Source organism: Actinomadura formosensis, from assembly GCF_050948385.1.
GTDB lineage: Bacteria > Actinomycetota > Actinomycetes > Streptosporangiales > Streptosporangiaceae > Spirillospora > Spirillospora formosensis.
In genome coordinates this window covers 1604801-1627860 of the sequence record NZ_CP192011.1, presented here as the reverse complement: position 1 = coordinate 1627860, position 23060 = coordinate 1604801, and the positions used below count along the sequence as shown (strand labels likewise).

General features: G+C 72.0%; 20 protein-coding genes and 1 tRNA gene. 6 read left to right on the top strand and 15 right to left on the bottom strand.

What is annotated here, in order from left to right:
- The first annotated feature begins 87 nt into the window (after positions 1-87).
- Positions 88-2247, top strand: coding sequence for an MMPL family transporter (locus ACQP1N_RS07660; protein WP_433229979.1), 2160 nt, complete (start codon positions 88-90; stop codon positions 2245-2247).
- Between the two features lie 149 nt (positions 2248-2396).
- Here the strand turns inward: ACQP1N_RS07660 and ACQP1N_RS07655 are convergent, their stop codons facing one another.
- Complete coding sequence (locus ACQP1N_RS07655; RefSeq protein ID WP_067799923.1) at positions 2397-3773, bottom strand: cystathionine beta-synthase; 1377 nt, start codon at positions 3771-3773, stop codon at positions 2397-2399.
- A gap of 182 nt (positions 3774-3955) precedes the next feature.
- On the opposite strand from ACQP1N_RS07655, the gene ACQP1N_RS07650 reads away from it, so the two are divergent.
- The 3 genes from ACQP1N_RS07650 to ACQP1N_RS07640 all read left to right on the top strand — a co-directional run bounded on the left by ACQP1N_RS07650 (position 3956) and on the right by ACQP1N_RS07640 (position 7036).
- Entirely contained in the window at positions 3956-5071 is a 1116-nt protein-coding gene (locus tag ACQP1N_RS07650; RefSeq protein WP_084263048.1) for an SGNH/GDSL hydrolase family protein, read from the top strand.
- A 326-nt stretch (positions 5072-5397) separates the two neighbouring features.
- Positions 5398-6618, top strand: a complete 1221-nt coding sequence (locus tag ACQP1N_RS07645) for an acetyl-CoA C-acetyltransferase (protein WP_433229974.1) — start codon at positions 5398-5400, stop codon at positions 6616-6618.
- 190 nt (positions 6619-6808) lie between these two features.
- Positions 6809-7036, top strand: coding sequence for a DUF4287 domain-containing protein (locus ACQP1N_RS07640; RefSeq protein ID WP_067799929.1), 228 nt, complete (start codon positions 6809-6811; stop codon positions 7034-7036).
- 154 nt (positions 7037-7190) lie between these two features.
- On the opposite strand, the gene ACQP1N_RS07635 is transcribed toward ACQP1N_RS07640, so the two are convergent.
- The 4 genes from ACQP1N_RS07635 to ACQP1N_RS07620 form a co-directional block, all read right to left on the bottom strand.
- Positions 7191-8006: a Bax inhibitor-1/YccA family protein gene (locus ACQP1N_RS07635; protein WP_067799932.1), complete on the bottom strand. Its 816-nt coding sequence runs from the start codon at positions 8004-8006 to the stop codon at positions 7191-7193.
- A 374-nt stretch (positions 8007-8380) separates the two neighbouring features.
- Positions 8381-8453 (bottom strand) — tRNA-Leu (locus ACQP1N_RS07630).
- A 142-nt stretch (positions 8454-8595) separates the two neighbouring features.
- Positions 8596-9900: an NAD(P)/FAD-dependent oxidoreductase gene (locus tag ACQP1N_RS07625; RefSeq protein ID WP_067799972.1), complete on the bottom strand. Its 1305-nt coding sequence runs from the start codon at positions 9898-9900 to the stop codon at positions 8596-8598.
- Between the two features lie 356 nt (positions 9901-10256).
- A complete protein-coding gene (locus tag ACQP1N_RS07620; protein WP_067799934.1) occupies positions 10257-11078 on the bottom strand; it encodes a uracil-DNA glycosylase in 822 nt (273 codons plus the stop codon).
- 140 nt (positions 11079-11218) lie between these two features.
- Between ACQP1N_RS07620 and ACQP1N_RS07615 the strand changes: the two genes are divergently transcribed.
- The gene (locus ACQP1N_RS07615; RefSeq protein WP_433229969.1) at positions 11219-11992 is read left to right on the top strand and encodes a DUF2510 domain-containing protein; all 774 of its coding nucleotides are present in this window, start codon (positions 11219-11221) and stop codon (positions 11990-11992) included.
- A 14-nt stretch (positions 11993-12006) separates the two neighbouring features.
- On the opposite strand, the gene ACQP1N_RS07610 is transcribed toward ACQP1N_RS07615, so the two are convergent.
- The 4 genes from ACQP1N_RS07610 to eno all read right to left on the bottom strand — a co-directional run bounded on the left by ACQP1N_RS07610 (position 12007) and on the right by eno (position 15380).
- Positions 12007-12954 (bottom strand): Ppx/GppA phosphatase family protein, encoded by a 948-nt coding sequence (locus ACQP1N_RS07610; protein WP_067799940.1) that lies wholly within the window; start codon positions 12952-12954, stop codon positions 12007-12009.
- Positions 12951-13505, bottom strand: a complete 555-nt coding sequence (locus ACQP1N_RS07605; protein WP_433229965.1) for a DUF501 domain-containing protein — start codon at positions 13503-13505, stop codon at positions 12951-12953. Before ACQP1N_RS07605 ends, ACQP1N_RS07610 begins: the two co-directional genes overlap by 4 nt.
- A 72-nt stretch (positions 13506-13577) precedes the next feature.
- Positions 13578-14021, bottom strand: a complete 444-nt coding sequence (locus tag ACQP1N_RS07600) for an FtsB family cell division protein (protein ID WP_067799947.1) — start codon at positions 14019-14021, stop codon at positions 13578-13580.
- 75 nt (positions 14022-14096) lie between these two features.
- Positions 14097-15380 (bottom strand): phosphopyruvate hydratase, encoded by a 1284-nt coding sequence (eno, locus tag ACQP1N_RS07595; protein WP_067799950.1) that lies wholly within the window; start codon positions 15378-15380, stop codon positions 14097-14099.
- Positions 15381-15735: 355 nt separating this feature from the next.
- On the opposite strand from eno, the gene ACQP1N_RS07590 reads away from it, so the two are divergent.
- Positions 15736-17052 (top strand): sensor histidine kinase, encoded by a 1317-nt coding sequence (locus ACQP1N_RS07590; protein ID WP_242608815.1) that lies wholly within the window; start codon positions 15736-15738, stop codon positions 17050-17052.
- On the opposite strand, the gene ACQP1N_RS07585 is transcribed toward ACQP1N_RS07590, so the two are convergent.
- The 6 genes from ACQP1N_RS07585 to ACQP1N_RS07560 all read right to left on the bottom strand — a co-directional run bounded on the left by ACQP1N_RS07585 (position 17049) and on the right by ACQP1N_RS07560 (position 23048).
- A complete protein-coding gene (locus ACQP1N_RS07585) occupies positions 17049-17426 on the bottom strand; it encodes a tetratricopeptide repeat protein (protein ID WP_067799953.1) in 378 nt (125 codons plus the stop codon). The two genes, ACQP1N_RS07590 and ACQP1N_RS07585, sit on opposite strands and share 4 nt — an antisense overlap.
- 82 nt (positions 17427-17508) lie before the next feature.
- Positions 17509-17721: a hypothetical protein gene (locus ACQP1N_RS07580; protein WP_433229958.1), complete on the bottom strand. Its 213-nt coding sequence runs from the start codon at positions 17719-17721 to the stop codon at positions 17509-17511.
- 86 nt (positions 17722-17807) lie between these two features.
- Positions 17808-18752, bottom strand: a complete 945-nt coding sequence (locus tag ACQP1N_RS07575; protein WP_433229955.1) for an NADP-dependent oxidoreductase — start codon at positions 18750-18752, stop codon at positions 17808-17810.
- 120 nt (positions 18753-18872) lie between these two features.
- Positions 18873-21314: a penicillin-binding protein gene (locus ACQP1N_RS07570; RefSeq protein WP_433229952.1), complete on the bottom strand. Its 2442-nt coding sequence runs from the start codon at positions 21312-21314 to the stop codon at positions 18873-18875.
- A gap of 70 nt (positions 21315-21384) precedes the next feature.
- Complete coding sequence (gene mazG / locus ACQP1N_RS07565) at positions 21385-22386, bottom strand: nucleoside triphosphate pyrophosphohydrolase (protein WP_433229949.1); 1002 nt, start codon at positions 22384-22386, stop codon at positions 21385-21387.
- A 5-nt stretch (positions 22387-22391) separates the two neighbouring features.
- Positions 22392-23048 carry a hypothetical protein gene (locus ACQP1N_RS07560; RefSeq protein ID WP_131732978.1) on the bottom strand — a complete coding sequence of 219 codons (657 nt, stop codon included), beginning with the start codon at positions 23046-23048 and terminating at the stop codon, positions 22392-22394.
- Positions 23049-23060 lie beyond the last annotated feature (12 nt).

Genomic DNA, 23060 nt, shown 5'->3' with positions numbered 1-23060 from the left:
CTATTTCGGCGCTGGGGGTGACCTCAAAGCCCCATGTGATCTCTACCGTTTTACAGGTATCCCAACGACCCTGATTAAGGAAGTCCCATGTTCGCTCGGCTCGCGCGCTTCGTCGTGAGACACCCGTGGTGGACGATCGTGGCGTGGCTCGTGGCCGCGGCATTGATCATCGCCTTCTCTCCCAAGCTCACCACCGAGTCCGACCAGGGCGACTTCCTGCCCTCGAAGTACGAGTCGGTGCAGGCGATCAAAATCGCCGAGAAGGCGTTCCCGGCGCAGGAGGACACCTCCTCGCTGATCGTCGTGAAGCGGACCGACGGCGGGCCGCTGACCGCGCCGGACACCGCGAAGGTCAACGAGGCCGCCACGTCCCTGAACTCCGCCAAGCCACCGACGGTGCTGAACTTCCTCACCGGCCCGCAGGCCGTCGCGCCGAACAAGGCCGTCCAGGTGATCATGGTGCCGATGAAGGGCACCTCGCAGGCCGACAGCAAGAAGCAGGGCGAGGCGGTCAAGGAGATCCGCAAGGACCTGCCGGCGCTGCTGAAGGGCAGCGGGCTGGAGGCCAAGGTCGGCGGTAACGTGGCCGGCTTCGTCGACAACGAGGACTCCTTCAACAAGTCCTTCGAGATCGTCGGCATCGCCACCTTCGTGCTGATCATCGGCCTGATCCTGCTGATCTTCCGGGCCCCGCTGGCGGCGGTGCTGCCGATCATCGTGATCATGGTGACGATGCAGGTCGCGATGGGCCTGATCGGCGCCGCCTCGAAGGTCTTCGGCTTCTCCGGCGACGACAGCCTCAGCACCATCATCCTGATCGTGCTCTTCGGCATCGGCGCCGACTACTACCTGTTCCTGATGTTCCGGTTCCGGGAGCGGCTGCGCGCCGGCGACGACAAGAAGACCGCGATGATCACCGCGGTGGAGCGGGTCGGCGAGGTCATCTCCTCGGCCGCCGCCGCCATCGCCGTCACGTTCCTGGTGCTGCTGCTCGCGACGTTCGGCGTGTTCAGCGCCTGGGGCCCGTCCCTCGCGATCGCCGTCGTCGTCATGGGCATCACCTCGCTCACGCTGTTCCCGGCGCTCGTGTCGCTGCTCGGCACCGCCGTGTTCTGGCCGTCCAAGGCGTGGAAGAAGCAACCGAAGGGCTCGGTCTCCACGGCCATCGGCCGCGCCGTCGGCAAGCGTCCGGCGGTCGCCGCCGCCGCGTCCGGTCTCGTGCTGGTCGTGCTGGCACTCGGCTCGCTCGGGTTCAAGGCCGACTACGACTTCGCCGCGGGCTTCCCGCAGGACACCGAGTCGGCTCGGGCGACCAAGGACATGGAGAAGGGCTTCCCGCCCGGCCTGACCACCCCGGTGCAGGTGTTCATCAAGTCTGAGAACGGGCAGCCGGTCACCCAGGAGCAGCTCGCGTCCTTCAGCGCGGCCGCCAAGAGCGCGCCGGGCGTCGGCAGGGTGCAGCAGCCCGTCCCCGGCCGGGACAAGTCCGTGGCCCGCGTCGACCTGGTGCTGAAGACCAACCCGGCGTCCAACGAGTCGATCAGCCTGGTCAAGGACAAGCTGGCGCCGGCCGTGCACAAGGCCGCCCCGGCGGGCACCCGCGCCTACGTCGGCGGCCAGACGGCGATCTTCGCCGACATCAACGCCGTCAACAACCGCGACCTGTCGGTCATCCTGCCGGTGGCGGCGGTGCTGATCGCGCTCATCCTGGCCCTGCTGCTGCGGTCGGCCGTCGCGCCCGTCTACCTGGTCATCGCCGTCCTGCTGGGCTTCGCCGCGACGCTCGGCTCCGCGGTGTACGTCTTCCAGGGCGCGATGGGCGAACCCGGCGTCACCTTCCAGCTGCCGATCGTCCTCTACCTGTTCGTGCTGGCCATCGGGACCGACTACAACATCCTGATGACCGCGCGGCTGCGCGAGGAGGCGAAGGAGGGGCACGACCCGCGGACGGCCGCGGCGCTGGCCGTCCAGCACGGCGGCCCGACCGTCGCCGCGGCGGGCCTCATCCTCGCCGGCACCTTCTCGGTGATGATGCTCGCGCCGGTCTCGATGCTCCAGCAGATGGGCTTCTCCGTCGCGATCGGCATCGCGCTGTCGGCGTTCGTCATGTCGACGTTCCTGGTGCCGGGCATCACCGCGATGCTGGGCCACCGGGCCTGGTGGCCGGGGCACGGGGACGAGCCGAAGAAGCGGCCCCTCGCCACCGACACGCGGGAGGACTTCGCCCCGAGCGGGTACCGCGCCTAGCGGCACCCACCCGAACGTCGGGTTGCGGAGCCCGGTCAGAAACGCCGCCCACCGGCCGGCGCTCCGCAACCCGGCACCTTCTCGGGCACGGCACCTCGTCACACGGAGGGCCCGGAGATCATCGCGATCTCCGGGCCCTCCGCCGCTCGTCAGGTGGTGGACGCCGCCAGGAACGCCAGCAGGTCCTGGCGGGTGACGAGGCCCTTCGGCTTGCCGTCCACGAGGACGACCGCCGCCCCCGACTTCTCCAGCACGCCGACGGCCTTGCTCACCGGCTCGCCGTACCCGAGCGTCGGCAGCGGCGGCGACATGTGCAGCTCGACCGGCTCGGACATCTTCGCCCGGCCCTTCACCATGATGTCGAGCAGGTCGCTCTCCCCCACCGAGCCGACGACCTCGGCGGCCATGACCGGCGGTTCCTCCTTCATCACCGGGACCTGCGACACCTCGTACTCGCGCATGATGGAGATCGCGGTCTGCACGGTCTCGTGCGGGTGGACGTGCACGAACTCCGGCAGCGTGGCGCCCTTGCGGGTGAGCACCTCGCCGACGCACGCCTCCTCGGTGTTCGGGGTGAGGAAGCCGTAGTCCGCCATCCAGCCGTCGTTGAAGATCTTGCCGAGGTAGCCGCGGCCGCTGTCCGGCAGCAGCACGACGATGACCGCGTCCGGGTCGGCCTTCTCGGCGACCCGCAGTGCCGCGACCACCGCCATCCCGCAGGACCCGCCGACGAGCAGCGCCTCCTCGCGGGCGAGCCGCCGCGTCATGAGGAACGAGTCCTTGTCGGACACCGCGATGACGTCGTCGCAGATGTCGCGGTCGTAGGTGTCGGGCCAGATGTCCTCGCCGACGCCCTCGGTCAGATAGGGACGCCCGCTGCCGCCGGAGTAGACGGACCCCTCCGGGTCGGCGCCGATGACCTGCACCCGGCCCCCGGACACCTCCTTGAGGTACCTGCCGGTGCCGCTGATCGTCCCGCCGGTGCCGATGCCCGCGACGAAGTGGGTGATGCGGCCCTCGGTCTGCTCCCACAGCTCCGGGCCGGTCGTCTCGTAGTGGGACCGGGGGTTCTGCGGGTTGGTGTACTGGTTCGGCTTCCACGCGCCGGGGATCTCGGCGGCGAGCCGGTCCGACACCGAGTAGTAGGAGTCGGGGTGGTCGGGGTTGACCGCCGTCGGGCAGACGACGACCTCGGCGCCGTACGCGCGCAGCACGTCGATCTTGTCCTTGCCGACCTTGTCGGGGCAGACGAAGACGCAGCGGTAGCCGCGCTCCTGCGCGACGATGGCGAGCCCCACCCCGGTGTTGCCGGACGTCGGCTCGACGATCGTCCCGCCCGGCCGCAGCTCACCGGACTTCTCGGCCGCGTCGATCATCCGGACCGCGATGCGGTCCTTCACCGATCCTCCGGGGTTGAAGTACTCCACCTTGGCGAGCACCTGCGGCCGCAGGCCACTGGTGACCTTGCGCAGCCGAACCAGCGGGGTGTTGCCCATCAGTTCGACGAGCGAGTCGTGTACGTGCACCGCGACTTCCTTGTCCAGTGTGTTGATATGCGTGTGCCGTCCTTGTTCCGCAGCCATTGACGCGCGGGAACGGACGCGGGTCCGGAAGGTTTCCCGTTTCTGACGGTAGCCGAGATCGGTACCCGCAGGCATCAACGGCTTTACACCGGGGTAGGAACTTAATCACGGAGGGTCAAGCCAGTATGTTGAGAGCATTCACCGCGCGCCGGATCGCGGCCGCCGCGGCGTACGGCGGCGGAGGCGTCACGGCCCTCGGCGGTATCACCTTCGGCCTCATCGTGGCGGAGGCGAAGCTCGCCCGCAGGATCATCCAGGCGACGCCCAACGGCGCCCCGCCCGTGGCGGACGGTCTGTACGGCGAGACGTTCGGCGGCGCACCGATGTCACTGGTCATGCTGGGTGACTCGACCGCGGCCGGTCTCGGGGTCCACTCGCCGGAGGAGACACCCGCCGCCGTCCTTGCGACCGGGCTCTCCGCGATGGCGGACCGCCCCGTCCGGCTGACGAACGTGGCCCGCTCCGGCTCCCGGTCGCAGGCCCTCGGCGGCCAGGTCGAGCAGGCCCTGCAGACCCGTCCCGACATGGCCGTCATCATGATCGGCGCGAACGACGTGATCGGCCGGGTCTCCCCCGGCGAGTCCGTCCGGCATCTCGCGGACGCCGTCGAGCGGCTGCGCGCCGCCGGCAGCCATGTCGTCGTCGGCACCTGCCCCGACCTCGGCTCGGTCGAGCCGCTGTTGCAGCCGCTGCGGTGGTTCGCGCGGCGCGCCTGCCGCCAGCTCGCCGCCGCGCAGACGATCGCCGTCGTCGAGCACGGCGGCCGGTCGGTGTCCCTCGGCGACCTGCTCGGCCGCGAGTTCGCCGCCGACCCGCTGTCGATGTTCAGCGAGGACCGCTACCATCCGTCCGCCCGCGGCTACGCCGCCGCGGCCGCCGCCGTCCTCCCGTCGGTGGCGTCCGCCCTCGGCCTGGAACCGGAGCCGGCCGGCGAGGTCGCTCTCCCCGTGTCCTTGGCCGCCGCCGAAGCCGCCGAGCAGGCCGGCACCGAGGTCAGCGGCGCCTCCGTGGCCGGCCACGACCGCGGCCCCCGCGGGCGCTGGGCCACCCTGCGGTATCCGTTGCGCCGCCCTTGGCGCCGGGCGCTGGGGCGTCCTTCTCTCCTGAAGGAGGCGGCAGTCGCGGGACTCGCTCCGGTCCGCCTGGCGGCTCACTGCGCGACCGGTTTCTCGCAGGCCCGAAACCGCCTTCGGACGCGCTCGCAGCGCTGGCGGTCGCCGGCCCCCGAGGCCGACGGCTGAGCGCAGAAGGACCGGGACCCGTCCGGTCACCAGAGGACGGGCCCACGGCCGACCTGGGCGCCCGCCGGCCGGCCTTCCGTCCGCGCTCACGGCGGCCGGCCGGTGGCGTGGGTCTCAGCGTGGGGCGCCCGACGTCCCGGGCACATGGGGCGGCCGTCATCACGGCGCCGGGATTCCCCTACCACCGGATAAACCCGTACTTATTCGACTCGCCGTCGATGGAGTCCGGGGGGCGGCGTGTACGGGGCGGGAGGCCAGCGATTAGATTGACCAGGTGACCGGTGAGTAAGTTGCACCGTTTTGGCCGCTGAGACAGGAGACCCGCAATGCCCGAGGCAGTCATCGTCGCCACCGCGCGCTCGCCGATCGGCCGCGCCTTCAAGGGGTCGCTGAAGGACATCCGGCCCGACGACCTCACCGCCCAGATGGTCACCGCCGCGATGGCGAAGGTGCCGCAGCTCGGGCCGGACCAGATCGACGACCTGCTGCTCGGCTGCGGGCTGCCCGGCGGTGAGCAGGGCTACAACATGGGGCGCGTCGTGTCCGTCCTGCTGGGCTGGGACAACGTGCCCGGCGCCACCATCACGCGGTACTGCTCGTCCTCGCTCCAGACGACCCGGATGGCGCTGCACGCGATCAAGGCGGGCGAGGCGGACGTGATCGTCTCGGCGGGTGTGGAGACCGTCAGCCGGTTCGCCAAGGGCAGCAGCGACGGCCTGCCCGACACCCAGAACCCGACGTTCGAGGAGGCGCAGGCCCGTACCGCGAAGGCGGCCGAGGGCGGCGCACCGGTGTGGCACGACCCGCGCGAGGGCGGCAAGGTCCCCGACATCTACATCGCGATGGGCCAGACCGCCGAGAACGTGGCGGGGCTGCGCGGTGTGTCCCGGCAGGCGCAGGACGAGTTCGGCGTCCGCTCGCAGAACCTCGCCGAGAAGGCGCTCGCCAACGGCTTCTGGGAGAAGGACATCACCCCGGTGACCCTGCCGGACGGCACCGTCGTGTCCAAGGACGACGGCCCCCGGCCCGGCACCACCTACGAGAAGGTGTCGCAGTTGCAGCCGGTGTTCCGCCCGGACGGGACGGTCACCGCCGGCAACTGCTGCCCGCTGAACGACGGCGCCGCCGCGGTCGTCATCATGAGCGACACCAAGGCCGCCGAGCTCGGCATCACCCCGCTGGCCCGGATCGTGTCGACCGGCGTCACCGGCCTGTCCCCGGAGATCATGGGCCTCGGCCCGGTGGAGGCGTCCCGCAGGGCGCTCGCCAAGGCCGGCATGACCATCGATGACATCGACCTCGTCGAGATCAACGAGGCGTTCGCGGCGCAGGTGCTGCCGTCCGCCGAGGATCTCGGCATCGACCTCGACAAGCTGAACGTCAACGGCGGCGCGATCGCGGTCGGTCACCCGTTCGGCATGACCGGCGCCCGCATCACCTCCACGCTCCTCAACAGCCTGAAGTTCCACGACAAGCAGTTCGGGCTGGAGACGATGTGCGTGGGCGGCGGCCAGGGCATGGCGATGGTCCTGGAGCGCCTTTCCTGATTTTTCGGGCGGTGGCCCGCATGAGAGCGCCCCGTGCCGCCTTCATGCGGGCCACCTGCGCGTTTCCGGGGAATATCCCCGCTATAAATGATCTACGTAACGCAAAAGATAGGTCCCCGTTAGGGTCTTGTCACATGCGGAGAGGTGTTGCAGAGTCAGCAGGAAGAGCCCCGCGACCTGGAGGTGCCAATTGTCACTGAACCACTCGCCGGAGACGCACAGCAAGCTGATCGCCCGCATCCCGCAAGTCACCGGACGTGACATCCCCGAGTGGTTCACCGCCATCGAGAACGGCCCCTCGTTCACCCGCTGCGAGGAACGCAGCTCCTGGCTGGCCGAGGAGCACAACCTCTCACACGGCTACGCCGCGGCACTGGTGCGCGAGCACGAGCGCACGCGCCGCGCGCGCCACTACTGATGGCAGCACCAAGCGAATCTCACACGGACCCGGTGGGATCCCGCCAGCGGATGCCCCCGCCATCGTGCGGCTGAGCCGACACGACTCTGGCGCAGAGATCCCACACGGATCAGCCCCGCACCGCCTGGCGCGGGGCTGATCACTGCGTTGGCGGCTAGTCGCGTCCGCTGAAGTAGCTGAGCAGGCGGAGAATCTCCAGGTAGATCCACACGAGGCTCAGCACCAGGCCGAACGCGCAGTACCAGGCGAACTTCTCCGGGGCCTGCCGCCGGACGCCCTGCTCGATGGAGTCGAAGTCCAGCAGCAGGAAGAAGCAGCCGACCAGGATCGCGACGACGCTGAAGATGTAGGCGAGCGGGCTGCCCGGGTCGCGGATGCCGATGCCCTGGTCGCCGCCGAACAGGTGCACCACCAGGTTGATGATCATCAGCCCGATGAGCGCGGCACCGGCGGCGATGACGAACTTGGCGAACTTGGGCGTGACACGGACGATGCGCAGCGCGTAGACGGCGAGGGTGGCGCCGAACGCGAGCGCCGTCCCGATCACGGCCTGGAAGACCACGCCGTGGTAGAGGTCGTTGTAGGCGTGGCTGATGATGCCGACCACGACGCCGTAGACGCCCGCGAACGCCAGCACCAGCGGCGCGTTGGCCTTGCGGCCGAACGTGATGAACGCCCAGATCCCGATCTCGGCGACGAGCGCCAGGACGAGCACGGGGGCGGCGAGTTCGGTGGGCACCAGCACCCACGCCAGCGCCGCGGTGATCACGAGGGTGGCCAGGGTCAGGAATCCGCGGACGACGACGTCGTCCATGGTCATCGGTCGGGTGGCCGGTGGCGCGTAGCCGGGCGCGGCCCCGTACTGCGGCGCCCCGTACGGCTGTGCTCCATGGCCGGGCGGACCGTAGCCCGGCCCTCCGGCCCGCTGGTCGAAGGCGTTCCCCCGGAACGCGGGGTTTCTGCTCTCCATCAGAGTCTCCACTTTCGGCCGACGTGGCCCCCCAGTGTAAGCGCGAAACCCCCGCATGATCAGCCCAAACCACGCTCAGTTCACCAAGCCGCACCCGCCGAAAGACCCACACCACCCCCAGCCACCCACCCACGAGGGCGAAGCCTCGCACCGGGAGCCCCAAAGGGTCGCCCCCTGAGCCAACACTGCAAGCCGACCGAAAGGTCGGCGAGCACCTCACTGCACCCACCGAAAGCCCCGCACCAACCCCAGCCACCCACCCCGCGAGGGCGAAGCCCTCGCACCGGGGGTTCCAGGGGGTCGCCCCCCTGGGCCAACACTGCGGGCCCCCGGCGAAGCCGACCGAAGGCCGGCGAGCAGGGTCGACCGGCGCGTGCCCCTGGTCGGACTCGAACCGACACATTGGCTCTTTTAGGGAGCCCGCCTCTGCCATTGGGCTACAGGGGCGGCGTCATCATATCGAGTCAGGGTCCGGGACACGCGCTTCCTTTCCTGGGTTAGACGAGCACGGCCGGGTCCGGCCAGTTTCACAGCGTCAGTCAAGAGACCCCCGGATGCCCGTGACCGGGGGCTTACCTCGGTGGACGGGTCAGGCGGTCGCGTTCTCCCGGGTGCGGCCGGCGGCGAGCTCGAATTCCTGGCGCGGCCGCTCCAGTTCGGCCAGGGAGACGATCTCGCGGTGGAAGAAGAGCGCGAGCGTCCAGTCCATGGTGATCCGGAACTTGCGGTTGACGGTCGGCATCCGTGACAGGTGGTAGGTGCGGTGCATGAACCAGGCGGGGAGGCCGCGCAGTTGGACGCCGTAGACGTTCGCGACGCCCTTGTGCAGGCCGAGGCTCGCCACCGAGCCGACGTAGGCGTGTTCGTAGGGCTTCCTCGGTTCGCCGCGCACATCCGCGGCGATGTTGTCGCCGAGCCGTTTGGCCTGCCGGACGGCATGCTGGGCGTTGGGCGCGGTGAACTCGCCTTTTCCGCTGAGGTCGGGGACGGCGGCGTTGTCGCCCGCCGTGTACACGTGCTCCAGCCCTTCGACGGTCAGCTCGGCGGTCGCCTTGAGGCGTCCCTTGTCGTCCAGGGGCAGATCGCTGGCCTGGAGGACGGGGTGCGGTTTCACGCCGGCCGTCCAGACGAGGGTGCCGGCGTCGAACTCCTCGCCGTCGCTCAGCACGATGTGCCGTTTCTCGGCGGATTTCAGCAGCGTCTTCAGCTTGACCTCGATGCCGCGGCGGCGCAGGGCGTCGGCGGTCCAGCGGCCCATCTCCGGGCCCACCTCGGGCAGGATGCGGTCGGTCGCCTCCACCATCATCCAGCGCATCTCACGCGGGTCGATCGACGGGTACCACTTGCACGCGTCCCGCGCCATGTCCTCCAGTTCGGCCATGGCCTCGACGCCCGCGAATCCGGCTCCGACGAACACGAAGGTCAGTGCCCGCTTCCTGATCTGCTCGTCGTCGGGGTTGGCCGCGGCGATGTCGAGCTGGTGCAGGACGTGGTTGCGCAGGTAGATCGCCTCTTCGACGGTTTTGAAGCCGATCCCGCATTCGGCGAGTCCCGGGATGGGCAGGGTGCGCGAGATGGAGCCGACCGCGACGACGAGCATGTCGTAGCCGATGTCGCGTTCGGCGGCGCCGTCGGTCCGTGTCCCGGCCGGGCAGAGGGTGACCCGCCGGGACGCGTGGTCGATCCGGGTGACGTACCCGTTCACGATCCGGCAGCGTCCGAGGACCTTGCGCAGCGGCGCGACGACGTGCCGTGGCTCCAGGTTTCCCGCCGCCGCCTCGGGCAGGAACGGCTGGTAGGTCATGTACGACTGGGGATCGATGACGGTGACGGTGACCTCGCCGCGGCGCAGCTCGCGGCGGAGCTTCTTCTGCAGGCGCAGGGCCGTGTACATGCCGACGTACCCACCGCCGACGATCACGATCCGCTTCGCGGTCCCCGGAGCGTTCGCCGGACGGCCCGAAGGGGCGCCCTCCGAGACAGTTGTAGAAGGCATATCGGAAGCGTTACCCGCCTGCCCGGCTCGCGAACTTCCTGCCCTCTTCTGGCATCTCACCGGATGTACCACCAGAAAGCAGACGGCGGGTCAGGGCCGAACGGGGGCGCCAAGCGGCCGCGGGCGGCAGACCGGGACAGGGGCGGTCACCGCGCCTCGGCCGCTTGGTCCAGGCCCTGCCCCGCCGTCGGCCGCCGCCGCTCTCCGCAGCCGCGGTTTCGTCTCGGGCCCGGCACGACGAACCCGGAGCCCCGCTAGCGGTGGTCGCGGGCGCGGGTGAGGACCGCGTCCAGCATGTCTTCGGTGACCCGGCCGGTGAAGGTGTTCTGCTGGCTCGGGTGGTAGCAGCCCAGCATCAGGACCGGGTCGCGCCGGGCCGCCGAAGGCGGCGGCACCAGTTCGACCTCCGCGCCGTGGCCGAACTTCGGCCGGGGGCGCGGCACCCCGTAGCCGGCCTGCTTGAGCGCCGGCCACACGCCCTGCCAGGCGAACCCGCCGAGGCACAGGACGCAGCGGACGCTCGGCGCGACCATCTCGACCTCGCGGGCCAGCCACGGCAGGCAGGTCGTGCGTTCCAGCGGCGTCGGCTTGTTGTCCGGCGGCGCGCACCGGACGGTCGCCGCCATCCGCGCGCCGATCAGCCGCTGCCCGTCGCCCGCATGGACGCTCGTGGGCCGCGTGGCGAGCCCCACCCGGTGCAGGGACGCGAACAGCCAGTCGCCCGACCGGTCGCCGGTGAAGATGCGCCCGGTGCGGTTGCCGCCGTGCGCGGCGGGGGCGAGCCCGACGATCAGGATGCGCGGCTCCGGGTCGCCCCACCCGGCGATGGGGCGTCCCCAGTACTCCTCGTCCGCGAACGCGCGGCGGCGCTGGACGGCGACCTTCTCCCGCCACGCCACGAGCCGGTCGCATGCGCGGCACACCGACTGGCGGGCGCACAGCTCGTCCAGGTCCGGCGCCTTGGCGGCCAGTTCGACGACCTCGCCAGTGCCGCGGGCGACGGGGGTGTCCGGTGTCGCGGGGTCCCCCGGCCAGCCCGACCCGGGCGGCACGAAGGGGGCGTTGGCGGTCGGCATACCACCGATCGTCCCACGCCACAGGCGGTGGCCGGGATGCGCCCATGACCGGTGCGGAGCGGGGTCCGGTCGGTACGATGCGTTCGCCGGTTGGGGGGCGGGGTGTCCGGCACTGCCATCGGGCGAAGCGGGAGGCAGGAGTGTCGCAACCGGGCTGGTACCCCGATCCGTACGGCACCGGGAGCCTGCGCTGGTGGGACGGGCGGAACTGGACCGAGCGGCTCAACCCCGAGCCGGACCGCCCGCCCCGGCCGCGGCCGCCGCGGCCGAAACGGTCCGCGGCGGGCGCGGAGCCCGCGAGCCCGCATGCGGCCCCGCACGTACAGCAGCCGGCCTGGGAGCACGCCCCGTCCGTCAGTCCGCTGGACGTGCGCGTGCGCGGCCTGCACCTGTACGCCGATGACCGGGGCGTCGCGTACGGGAGCGCGTCGCTCACCTGGGCGCGGGTGGAGTGGGTGGCGTACTGGGCGGCGGAGCGCCCAGCCGGATCCGGCCGCGTCCCCGGCACGCAGTGGATCTTCCAGGCGGGCCGGTTCCCGTTCCGCGGCGGCCCGCGCGTCGAGGTGGTGATCGAGGCGGACGCCCTGCCGGCCCGGGACGCCGAGCCCGAGCGCATCTGGGGGCGGCTGATCCAGCTGTGCCAGGAGCACGCCGAGCGGCGGCTCGTCGCCGAGCTGGTGCGGCGCGTCCGGGCGGGCGAGTCGATCGACGTGGCGCAGGGCCTGACCGTCCATCCGGGCGGTGTGCGCGGCAGCCGGGTGTCGCTGAGCTGGTCGTCGCTCTCCGGCGCGACCGTCGACCGGGGACGGGTGTGGATCCAGCAGACCGGCAGCAACTCGCCGAGCCTCTACGTCCCGCAGCAGAACCCGAACGCGGTGCTGATCCCCGCGTTGCTGGCACAGCTCGGACGCTGAGGCTCTGGCGAGCGTCAGACGAGCGACCAGGCGGCGCCGTCCAGGATGTCGTGTTCGCTGACGACGACGGCGCCGAACCCGTACTCCCGCATGATGCGGTCGAGGATCAGCGCGCCCGCGCCGATCACGTCGACGCGGCCGGGATGCATGACGCCGAACCGGGCGCGCTCGGCCCGGGTGGCGTGCAGCAGCCGGCGCGTCACCTCGTGCACCTGCGTGGCGGTGATGCGCGACAGGTGGATGCGGGACGAGTCGTACTCCGGCAGGTCGAGCGCGATCCCGGCGACGGTGGTGACGGACCCGGCGAGCCCGACGAGCGTGCGCGCCTCGTCCACCGGCACCCGCTCCCGGACGGCGGCGAGCGCGGTGTCGATGTCGGCGACGGCGTGCGAGATCTGCTGCGGTGAGGGCGGATCGTCCGCCAGGTGCCGTTCGGTCATCCGCACGCAGCCGATGTCGATCGAGGAGGCCGCGCCGGCCGACGAGCTGCCGAGCACGAACTCGGTGGAGCCGCCGCCGATGTCGACGACCAGGTAGGGGCGGGCGGGACGCAGCGCCGCCAGCTCCCGGGTGGCGCCGCTGAACGACAGCTCGGCTTCCTCGTCCCCGCTGATCACCTCGGGCACGACGCCGAAGATGTCGACGACGCCGCGGACGAAGTCGGCCCGGTTCGCGGCGTCACGGGTCGCGCTGGTCGCCACCACCCGGGTCTTGATCGGGTCGCGCCCGGCGCCGCTGCCGTGCCGCTCGATCAGCTCGGCGTAGCCGCGCATCGCGGTGAACGTCCGCTCCAGCGCGGCGGGCGACAGCCGGCCGGTCTCGTCGACGCCCTCGCCCAGCCGGACGATCTCCATCCGGCGTTCGACGTCGGTCAGCGAGCCGCCGTCCTCGCCGGGCACGATGTCGGCGATCAGCAGGCGGACCGCGTTCGTCCCGCAGTCGATGGCCGCGACGCGCGTCACCGCGCCTCCCCCGGTTCGGGCTCCCCCGGTTCGGGCACCGCCTGGACGGACGGCCCCGCCTGGACGCAGGGGCCGGACCGCCACCATTCCGGGAGCGCCTCCAGCGCCTCACGGCCGAACGGGTTCACGCCGGGGACCGCCAGCTCGTGCGCGATGAGCGCGTGCAGGCACTTGACGCGGTCGGGCATCCCGCCCGCGCTCTGCGTGCCCGCGGGCAGCGGCTCGATGCCCTCGTCGCGGGCCGCCTCGTCCCTGCGGTGCAGGTAGTCCTCGTGGGCGGCGGCGTACTTCTCCCTGAGGGAGGGGTCTTCGGCGAGCCTGGCCTGCATCTCGCGCATGACGCCGCTGCCCTCCAGCGTCCCGATGGCCGAGGCGGCCTTCGGGCACGTCAGGTAGAACAGCGTGGGAAACGGCGTCCCGTCCGCGAGCCGCGGCGCGGTCTCGATCACCGCGGGCCGCCCGCACGGGCAGCGGCTCGCCACCGCGCGGACGCCGCGCGGCTCCCGCCCGAGTTGGGCCGCGACAGCGGCCATGTCACCTGCTTCGATCATCTCCCCACCTGCGGATCGGTGATCCGTTCTGCTGCGTCGCCGTGGCCGGCGGCCGCGCCGCCCCCGGGGGGATCAGCGCCGCCGGTCGGCGGCCTCCACCGACCGCCACAGCGTCTCGTACCAGGGCGGCTTGCTCGGTGGTCCGCCCTTGTGGGTCTGCTGGTCCGTACCACCGCCGCCGTCCAGCACGATGTAGCACTTTACGTCAGGACGACAGTAATGGAGCCTTCGCGTCGCCTCACGCTCAATGTATGACTTATCACCCAATTGTTGTTTACGTTGGGCAAGAATCTCCACCTGGCGGCGGGCCACCGCCTCCTTGCGCCGCAGGTCGGCGATCTCCTTGCGCTGGGCGATGTACTCCCGGACGGGGTAGGCGAGACTCAGCGCGATCGCGCACACCACGACCGCGAGGATGGCGGCGCGGCTGGTCAACGCCGGATTGCCGCGATGCGCCCCGTGGTCGTCGTGGTCGTCCTGGTCGTCGTGGCCCGCCCGGTCCTCACGTTGCGCCATCGTGTCCCCTGCCTGTGGCCCGGTCTTCCGGCGGCCGGAACGTCGCCCCGGCCGCCGGTCGCACTCCCCGGCTGGTCAGCCCTGCGCGTCGAAGCGCGGGAACGCGGCGGCGCCGGCGTAGCGGGCGGCGTCGTCCAGCAGTTCCTCGATGCGCAGCAGCTGGTTGTACTTGGCGACACGGTCGCTGCGGGCCGGGGCGCCGGTCTTGATCTGGCCGCAGTTGGTCGCCACGGCCAGGTCGGCGATCGTGGTGTCCTCGGTCTCGCCGGACCGGTGGCTCATCATGCAGCGGTAGCCGCTGGTCTGCGCGAGCGAGACGGCGTCGAGGGTCTCGGTGAGCGTGCCGATCTGGTTGACCTTGACCAGCAGCGCGTTCGCGGCGCCGGACCTGATGCCGCGGCCGAGCCGCTCGGGGTTGGTGACGAACAGGTCGTCGCCGACGAGCTGGACGCGGTCGCCGACGGCGGCGGTGAGGCCCTCCCAGCCGGCCCAGTCCTCCTCGTCCAGCGGGTCCTCGATCGACACGAGCGGGTAGTTGCCGAGCAGCTCGCCGTAGTAGGCGGCCATGTCGTCGGCGGACCGCTTGGCGCCCTCGAACGTGTACCGGCCGTCGGCGTGGAACTCGGTGGCGGCGACGTCCAGGGCGAGCGCGATGTCGCGGCCGGGGGTGAAGCCGGCCTTGCGGATCGCCTCCAGGATGAGGTCGAGCGCGTCCCGGTTGCTCGGCAGGTCGGGCGCGAAACCGCCCTCGTCGCCGAGGCCGGTGTTCAGGCCCTTGGACTTCAGCACCGACTTGAGCGCGTGGTAGGTCTCGGCACCCCAGCGCAGCGCCTCGGCGAAGGTGGCCGCGCCGATCGGGGCGATCATGAACTCCTGGATGTCGACGTTGGTGTCGGCGTGCGCGCCGCCGTTCAGGATGTTCATCATCGGGACGGGCAGCAGGTGCGCGTTCGGCCCGCCCACGTAGCGGAACAGCGGCAGGCCCGCGGAGTCGGCGGCGGCCTTGGCGACGGCCAGGCTGACGCCGAGGATCGCGTTGGCGCCGAGCGCGGACTTGGCGGGGGTGCCGTCCAGGTCGATCAGGAGCTGGTCGATCAGCCGCTGGTCGGACGCCGGGTAGCCGACGAGCTTCTCGTCGATGGTCTCGTTGACGGCCTTGACCGCGCCCCGGACGCCCTTGCCCCCGTAGCGCTCCCCGCCGTCGCGCAGTTCCACGGCCTCGAACTGGCCGGTGGAGGCCCCGCTCGGCACGGCGGCGTGCGCCTCGGTCCCATCGGCGAGCAGGACCTCGACCTCGACGGTCGGATTGCCGCGGGAGTCCAGGATCTCCCGGGCGAGTACGGCCTCGATCGACGACACGGGGAACCCCCTGATAGTACGGATTGGTCTGGTGCGATCTCCGAGCCTATCCACGTCGGTCTCGGGCCGCCCAACGGGCTCGCCGTTCTCCGGGGGCGGCCCGCGAGGAAGGGTTCGGACCGGCGGCGCGCGGGTCGCGGACGGCGCCGTGCGGCGGCGCGGGGGCGCGGACGCGCCATGACAGGGTTTTACCCGTCCGCGACGGTGGCGTTTGCGCTATTCAGGCAAGGATTTCAGGTACTGGAGGAACGTACCCGGGAGGTCTCCCATACGCGTCCGCCCCCGCCGTCCGCTCACGGGGCCGAGTCACTGGATCTGGCGGACCGTCCTGCGTCACCCGGAGATCCGGGTCCGGGTGACGGTGACGGCCTCGCTGGTCGCCTTGGTGCTGTCGACCGCGCTGTGGGCGGCGATGCTGCTCCTGCTCGCGCAGGACGCGTCCCGCACGACCCTCAACGAGCTGACGCGCCAGGCGGGCCGGACCTCGTTCGTGATAGAGATCGGGAGGCTGCGGAACCCGCTCTCGGGGGCCCCGGGCGACCTCGTCCAGGTGACGGACCGGCAGGGCCGGGTGCTCGCGGCCACGTCGGCGATGCAGGGGCGCCCGGCGGTGCGCTTCCCCGCGCCGCCGAGGGACGCGACCCGCCGCGAGGGCACCGTGTGCGGCGTCGACGCCCCGGGGAACGGCTGCTACCTGATCGTCGAATTCCAGGAGGGCATCGGGCAGTCCGCGCTGTTCGTCAAAGCGCTGGCCCCGAAGCCCGGGCTGCTGCCCCGCCCGCTGCCGGCGGCGCTGCTCGCGCTCGGCATCCCGCTCATCACCGGCCTCGTCGGCTACGGGACGTGGCTGTCGGCGAGCCGCACGCTGCGGCCGGTCGACGAGATCCGCCGGAAGCTGGACGAGATCGCCGCCACCGACCTGGAGCGCCGGGTACCGGCGCCGGGCCGCCGCGACGAGGTGGGGCGGCTCGCCGAGAGCGTGAACGCGACCCTCGACCGGCTGGAGCAGGCGGTCGCGCGGCAGCGGGCGTTCGTCTCCGACGTGTCGCACGAGCTGCGCAGTCCGCTCACCGCGCTGCGGATGGAACTGGAACTGGCGCTCGCGGAGCCGGACGAGACGGACGTGCCGGAGACGCTGCGGACCATCCTGAACAACACCGAGCGCCTGTCGGCGGTGGTGGACGACCTGCTGGCGCTGGCCCGGCTGGAGGCCGACCGGACCTTCCAGCGCGAGCGCGTGGACCTGACCGCGCTGACGGACGAGGAGGTTCTGCGCCGCCCCCGCCGCACCCGGGTGACCATCCTGTCGGAGGGGCCGGTGACGGTGCACGGGGGGCGCAGCGAGCTGGCCAGGCTGCTGACCAACCTGCTCGACAACGCCGACCGGCACGCCACGTCCGAGGTGACGGTGATCCTGCGCAGGGAGCCGCCCGCGACCGCGGTCGTCGAGGTGATCGACGACGGGACCGGCATCGCGCCGGAGGACCGCGAGCGGGTGTTCGAGCGGTTCACCCGGCTGGCCGAGGCCCGGCACCGCGACGCCGGCGGCACCGGCCTCGGCCTCGCGATCTCCCGGGACATCGCCAGGGCGCATCGCGGGTCGCTGATCCTCACCGACCGGGTGGACGGCCGCTCCGGCGCCCGCTTCGTCCTGCGCCTTCCCAGCTGCTAGCCCCGCTCGGGGGCGGCGGGACAGCGGTCGGGGGCGGTCACGGAGACCTCGGCTCCCGGGGCGGGGGCGACGCCCATGGCCTGGGCGAGCTTGCGGAAGACGACCGCCTCGTCCGCGCGGCCCCGCCGCTCCAGGGTGCGGGCCAGCGCCTCGTGGGCCCAGCCGTTGCAGGGGTCGAGGTCGACGAGCCGGCGGAAGGTCGTCTCGGCGCGGCCGAGCTGGGCGCTGTGGAAGTAGGCGCGGCCCAGCAGCTCGACGGCGGCGCGGTTGCCGGGAGCGTCCTGGACGATCGGGACCAGCAGGCGCGCCGCGCCGGTGTAGTCCTTGGCGTCGAAGAACAGCGTCGCGCGCTCGAACTGCTCGTAGGTGGTCATACCGCGCCTCCCCTCGGTTGCTTGGCACCACCCACAACCGGGGGCACCCGGCCTTTGTTCCCGCGGGGTCCCCGGCCGGCGGTCAGCCGAGGCCGAGGGAGTCGCGGAGGCGTTCGCGTTCGGCCTCCAGCACCTCGATCTGGCCCTGCAGTTCCTCCCGCTGGGCGAGGTACTGCCCGGAGTCGACGAAGTCGCCCGCGTCGGCGGGCGGCGCGGGCAGGTCGGCGCGGAGCCGGGCGAGGGACTCCTCGAGCTCGCGGAGCCGGGTGCGTCGTTCGTCCTCGGACTGGTCCATCGTGTCCTCCCGTCAGTGCGGGCCCGCCCCACGCGGGCTCGGCCTCTGCATGCCCCGCACCGGGCGGTCTTCACTTCGTCCGGCGGTCAGATGCGGAGCACGGTCTTGCCGCGGGCGCCGCCGGCCCGGTTGCCGGCCAGCGCGCCGGCCGCCCCGGCGAGCGGCACCTCGCGCTCGACCCGGACGCGGAACGCGCTCGCGTCGATGAGGGCGGAGAGCCGCTCCAGCAGCGCGGACGAGGGCGTGCCCTGGAAGTTGACGCCGCGCAGCCCCCTGGCCTCCATCGCGTCGGGGTTCACCGCCCAGATCGTGCTGATGTACGTACCGCCGGGACGGAGCATCTGCGCGATGTGCTCGGCCGTGGCGGTGTCGCTGACCATGTCGAGCACGACGTCGATCCCGTCGGAGTGGACGGCGAGCACCTGCCGGTTGAGGTCGCCCTTGGAGTGGTCGACGGTCTCGTCCGCGCCGAGGCGCCGCATCGTCCCTGCCATGTCGTCGAGGGCGGTCGCGATGACCTTGGCGCCCGCGCGGGACGCGAGTTGCACCGCGCCCTGCCCGACGCCGCCGGTCGCACCCACGACGAGGACGGTCTGCCCGGTGTCGACGCGCGCCTGGTCCACCATGGCGAGCGCGGTCATGCTCGCGGTCGGCACCGCCGCCGCCTGCGTGTAGATCATCCCCGCCGGCATCCTGGCGACCGGCCCGTCATCGCGGGCGATCGCGTACTCGGCGTAGCTGCCGAGGCCGCGCTCCGCGCCGAAGAAGGACCCGTAGACCTGCTCTCCTGGCCGCAGCCGGGTCACGCCCTCCCCGACCGCGTCCACGACGCCCGCGCCGTCCTGGCCGAGGATGAGCGGGAACGGCACGTCGAGGGAGTCCTTGAGCATGCCGTCGGCGATCTTCCAGTCGAGCGGGTTCAGCCCGGCCGCGATCAATTTCACGCGGATCTCCCCGGGTCCCGGCTCCGGACGCGGCAGGTTCATCAGCGCCGGTGTGGCGCCGTACTCGGACACGGCGATGGCTCGCATGACGATCGTCCCCCGATCGGCTCTCGCGGAGGTCACCCCCCGCACTGCTCTACCCGACCGGCCGGATGATCACACGCGCGGGCCGGACGGCCCCGGCACCGGGGGGCGTCAGGCGGGCGCCTACCGCCCCGGACCGCCGGGCAGCGGCGGACGCGGCCTGTTCCTCCCGGTCTCGCCGGATTTCTTCCCGCCCTTGCTGATACGCAACGTGATGGTGGTGCCGGGCTCGGCCGGACCCGGGCCGGGGGACATGCGGGCGACCGTGCCCTTCGGGTACCGGCGGGACGCGACCGGGGAGCCGACGGCGACCTTGAAGCCGGCGGCGCGGAGCCTGGCGACGGCGTTCCGCGGCTTCATGCCGCGTACGTCGGGAACCTTCGCGCGGTCCTCACCGGATCCCTTGCTGAAGTAGTGCGACGGCGGCCGGTGGAACGGCGAGGGGTCCGTGCCCCGCAGCGCGCCGCTCATGCTCTGCTGCCAGATCGGCGCGGGGATGGTCGCGCCGAACACGGGGCCGTAGCACCGTCCGTCCATGCAGAGGTCGCCCATCGGGTACCGGTAGCCGCCGCGCGGGTCCCCGACCCAGACGGCCGCGGCCAGGTCCGGGGTGTAGCCGGCGAACCAGGCGGCGGAGAAGTCGTCGACGGTACCGGTCTTGCCGGCGGCGGGACGGCCGATGCCCATCCCCCGCGCCGTGCCCTTGGTGAGGACGCCGCGCAGCACGTAGTTGACGGCGTCCGCGACCCCCTGGTCGATCACCTGCGCGCAGTCGCGGCCCGGCACCTTCAGCCGGTGGCCCCCCGCGTCCTTGATCTCCTTGATCGCGATCGGCTCGCAGTATTCGCCGCGGGCGCCGAACGCCGCGTACGCGGCGGCGAGCCGCAGCGGGGAGACGGGGTTGAAGCCGAGCGTGAAGGCCGGGTACTGCTCCAGCGGCTTGCCGGTCGCCTGCTTCATCCCGAGCCGTTCGGCCATCTTGACCGTGTCGCAGAGGCCGACCTTCTTCTCCAGGGCGAGGAAGAACGTGTTGACCGAGTGGTGCGTCCCGGTGACGATGCTGAACTCCTTGCCGCCCTCGCCGTCGGCGGCGTTGCGCAGCGACGCGCCGGGATCGCCGACCCGCTCACCGCGGCAGTTGCGGAAGCCGACGGGCGTGAACGCGCGCGGCGCCATCAGCCGGGTGCCGAACGGCAGTCCCTCGTCCAGCGCGGCGGCCAGCGTGAACGCCTTGAACGTCGACCCGGCCTGCATGCCGATGCTGGAGCCGTGGCCGGCGTCCGCGGCGAAGTTGATCCAGGTCTTGCCGCGCTCCTTGTCGGGGCCGAGCGCGCGGTCGACGGCCATCGCCTTGATCTCGCCGGTGCCCGGCTGCACCATCGCCTCGGCGGCGGCCTTGTGCGCGGAGTTGCGCGGCGGGACGTGCCGGTCCACGGCGCGCTGCGCGGCCTTCTGCGCCCGCGGGTCCATCGTGGTGCGGATCGTGAGGCCGCCGCGTTTGAGCAGCTTCTCCCGCTCCCCGGCCGTCTTGCCGAACACCGGGTTGGTGAGGATCTCGCGCTGCACGTAGTCGCAGAAGAACGGCGCCTTACTGGTCACGCAGCCGCTGCGCACGCGGTCGACGTCCAGCTTGATGGGCTGCTTCTTGGTCTCCGCGACCGTGGCGGGGTCGGCCCAGCCGAGGCCGGCCATCCGGTCCAGGACGGTGTCGCGGCGCTGTCGCGCCTCGCCGGGATGCCGGATCGGATCGTAGGCGTAGGGGTAGCGGATGATGCCGGCGAGCAGCGCCGCCTCGGCGAGGTTCAGCTGGGAGGCGTGCTTGGAGAAGTAGTGCCGGGACGCGGTCTCGATGCCGTAGGCGCCGTCCCCGTAGTAGGCGATGTTGAGGTAGCGGCGCAGGATCTCGTCCTTGCTGAACTTCTTCTCCATCGCCACCGCGTACCGCAGTTCGCGTATCTTGCGGGCGGCGGTGACCTCGTTGGCCGCCTCCCGCTCCTCGGCGTTGTCGGCCTGGGTGAGCAGCAGGTTCTTCACGTACTGCTGGGTGATGCCGGAGCCGCCCTGGGTCACCTGACCGTGGCTGAGGTTGCTCGCGAGCGCCCGCAGCGTGCCCTGGGCGTCGATGGCGCCGTGCTCGTAGAACCGGCTGTCCTCGATCGCCAGCACCGCCGTGCGGGCGACCGGGGCGATCCTGTCCAGCGGGACGTCCACCCGGTTCTGGTAGAAGAACGTCGCGATGACGGAGCCGTCCGCGGCGAGGATCCTGGAGCGCTGCGGGACGCCGGACGTCGTCAGGTTCACCGGCTCGCCGTCGAACCAGCCGGCCGCGTCGCGGGCGCCGGTCCCGGCCGTGCACGCGGTGGGCAGCAGCATGAGTGCGACGAGGACGCCGGCGAGACCGCCGAGCGCGCCCAGCCCGCGCAGCGCGCGGGCCTTCTCGGCGCGGGTCGTGGACGGGCTGAGGACGCGGCGCGGGCGGCGCGGGCGGCCGGTGCGGCGCGGCGCGGCCGGGCTGCCGCCCCCTGCACCGCGATTCCCTGTGACACCACCAGCCCCGCCAGGCACGCGCCCAGCGTAAACGTGCGCCCCCGGCCGGACTACCCCGTCAGCAATATTTCGGTCGATTCCGCGCGAATCAGGCGCGCTGCCCCCGTCGTTCCCACGCTCGGACACGATCGCGGAATACCCGGGAAACCGCGCGCAACTCTGCTTCGGGATCGGCTCCCCGCTCCACCGCCTCCCGGACGAGCGCGAAAAGCCGCTCCCCGACGTCGCTTCCGGCGCCGGTTCCGCTGTCCGCCTCGGCGTCCCGCGCGAGGCCGGCGGCCAGGTCGGCCGGGGCGTCCATCCGCGCGGCACGCCGCTGGAGCTGGGCGGCCAGCGACAGTGCCGGCTGCCCCATCGGCACGCCGTCCAGCGCGGACGCCTCAGCGCCGCTCTTCTCCGCCCGCTCGGCCGCCTTGATCTGCTCCCAGTTGGCGTTGACCTCGTCCGCGCCGGAGACGGTCACGTCCCCGAACACGTGCGGATGGCGGCGGACGAGCTTGTCGACGATCGCGCCCGCCACGTCGTCGATGGTGAACGCGGTCTCGTCGTCGCGTTCGGCGGCCACCACCGAGTGGAACGCCACCTGCATCAGGACGTCGCCCAGCTCCTCGCGAAGCGCACCGAGGTCGCCGGACTCGATCGTGTCGAGGACCTCGTACGCCTCCTCCAGCAGATACGGGACGAGCGTGGCGTGCGTCTGCTTGCGGTCCCACGGGCATTCGCGGCGCAGCGTGTCCATCACCGCCACCAGATCGAGCAGCCGCGCGCCCGGCAGGTCGTAGGAGCCGTGCAGGACCTCGACGTCCAGCGGGTCGTCGACGACGAGCGTGCCGATCTCGCGCATCAGCGCCTCGTCGCCCTCCGGCGCGGCCACCCACACGACGTCGGCGTCCCGCGCCTCCGCGACCAGCCGGGCCGCGTCCGGCGCCTCGGCCGGCTGTGCGGCGATCCCGGCGTCGCGCAGCGAGGACAGCAGCGGATGCCCGGCCGCGAGCCGCACGGCGGAGGCCGACCGGAGCGCGTCCCACGCCCGCCACGTCAGCAGGCCCGGCGCGACCCGGTGCGTGGTCGCGAGCAATGTCAGGCTCATACGCCTCAGATGCCCGAATCGGGGCTGGACAGCCGGTAGGTGATCGGGCCCACCCCGAACTTGCCCGGGTCGTAGCTCCCGTAGCGCGGGTTGACCTTGATGTGCATGTCGCCGGCGGTGCTCTGGAACAGCTCGTTCCACCGCCTGCCGGCCTGCTGGGTCGCCGGGCTCAGCCGGTTGGTCAGGTCCGCGCCGAACCGCTGCATGACCGCGATCTGCGTCGCCATGAGACGCGCCAGGTCGCGGGTGTGCCCGCGGGGCAGCCCGCTCGCCAGCGTGATCGAGCCGGCGCCGCCCTGCTGGTTCAGCGCCTGGACCGCGGTGTCCACCTGACCGCCCGTGACCGTGACGCCGGCCTTGCGCGCGACCCTGTCGGCGACCCTGAAATTGATCAGCAGGGTGAGCGCGCCCTGCAGGTCGGACTCGGAGTCGCCGGCGAGCTGCGGCGCCGGGCCCGCGGGATTCGCGCGCAGTTCATTGGCCGCCGGGTCCGCGCGGAACTGGGTTCGCCAGTCGCGGACGGTCTGGCTGAGCTCGGTGACGGTGATGCGGTCGTCGCCGACGAGGGCGGCGGTGCCGACCTTCGGGGAGCCGCCGCAGCCGGCGAGGGCGCCGGCCGCCAGCACGACCGCCACCGCCGCCTTCACGGACTTACCAGGCACGGAATCCTCGTC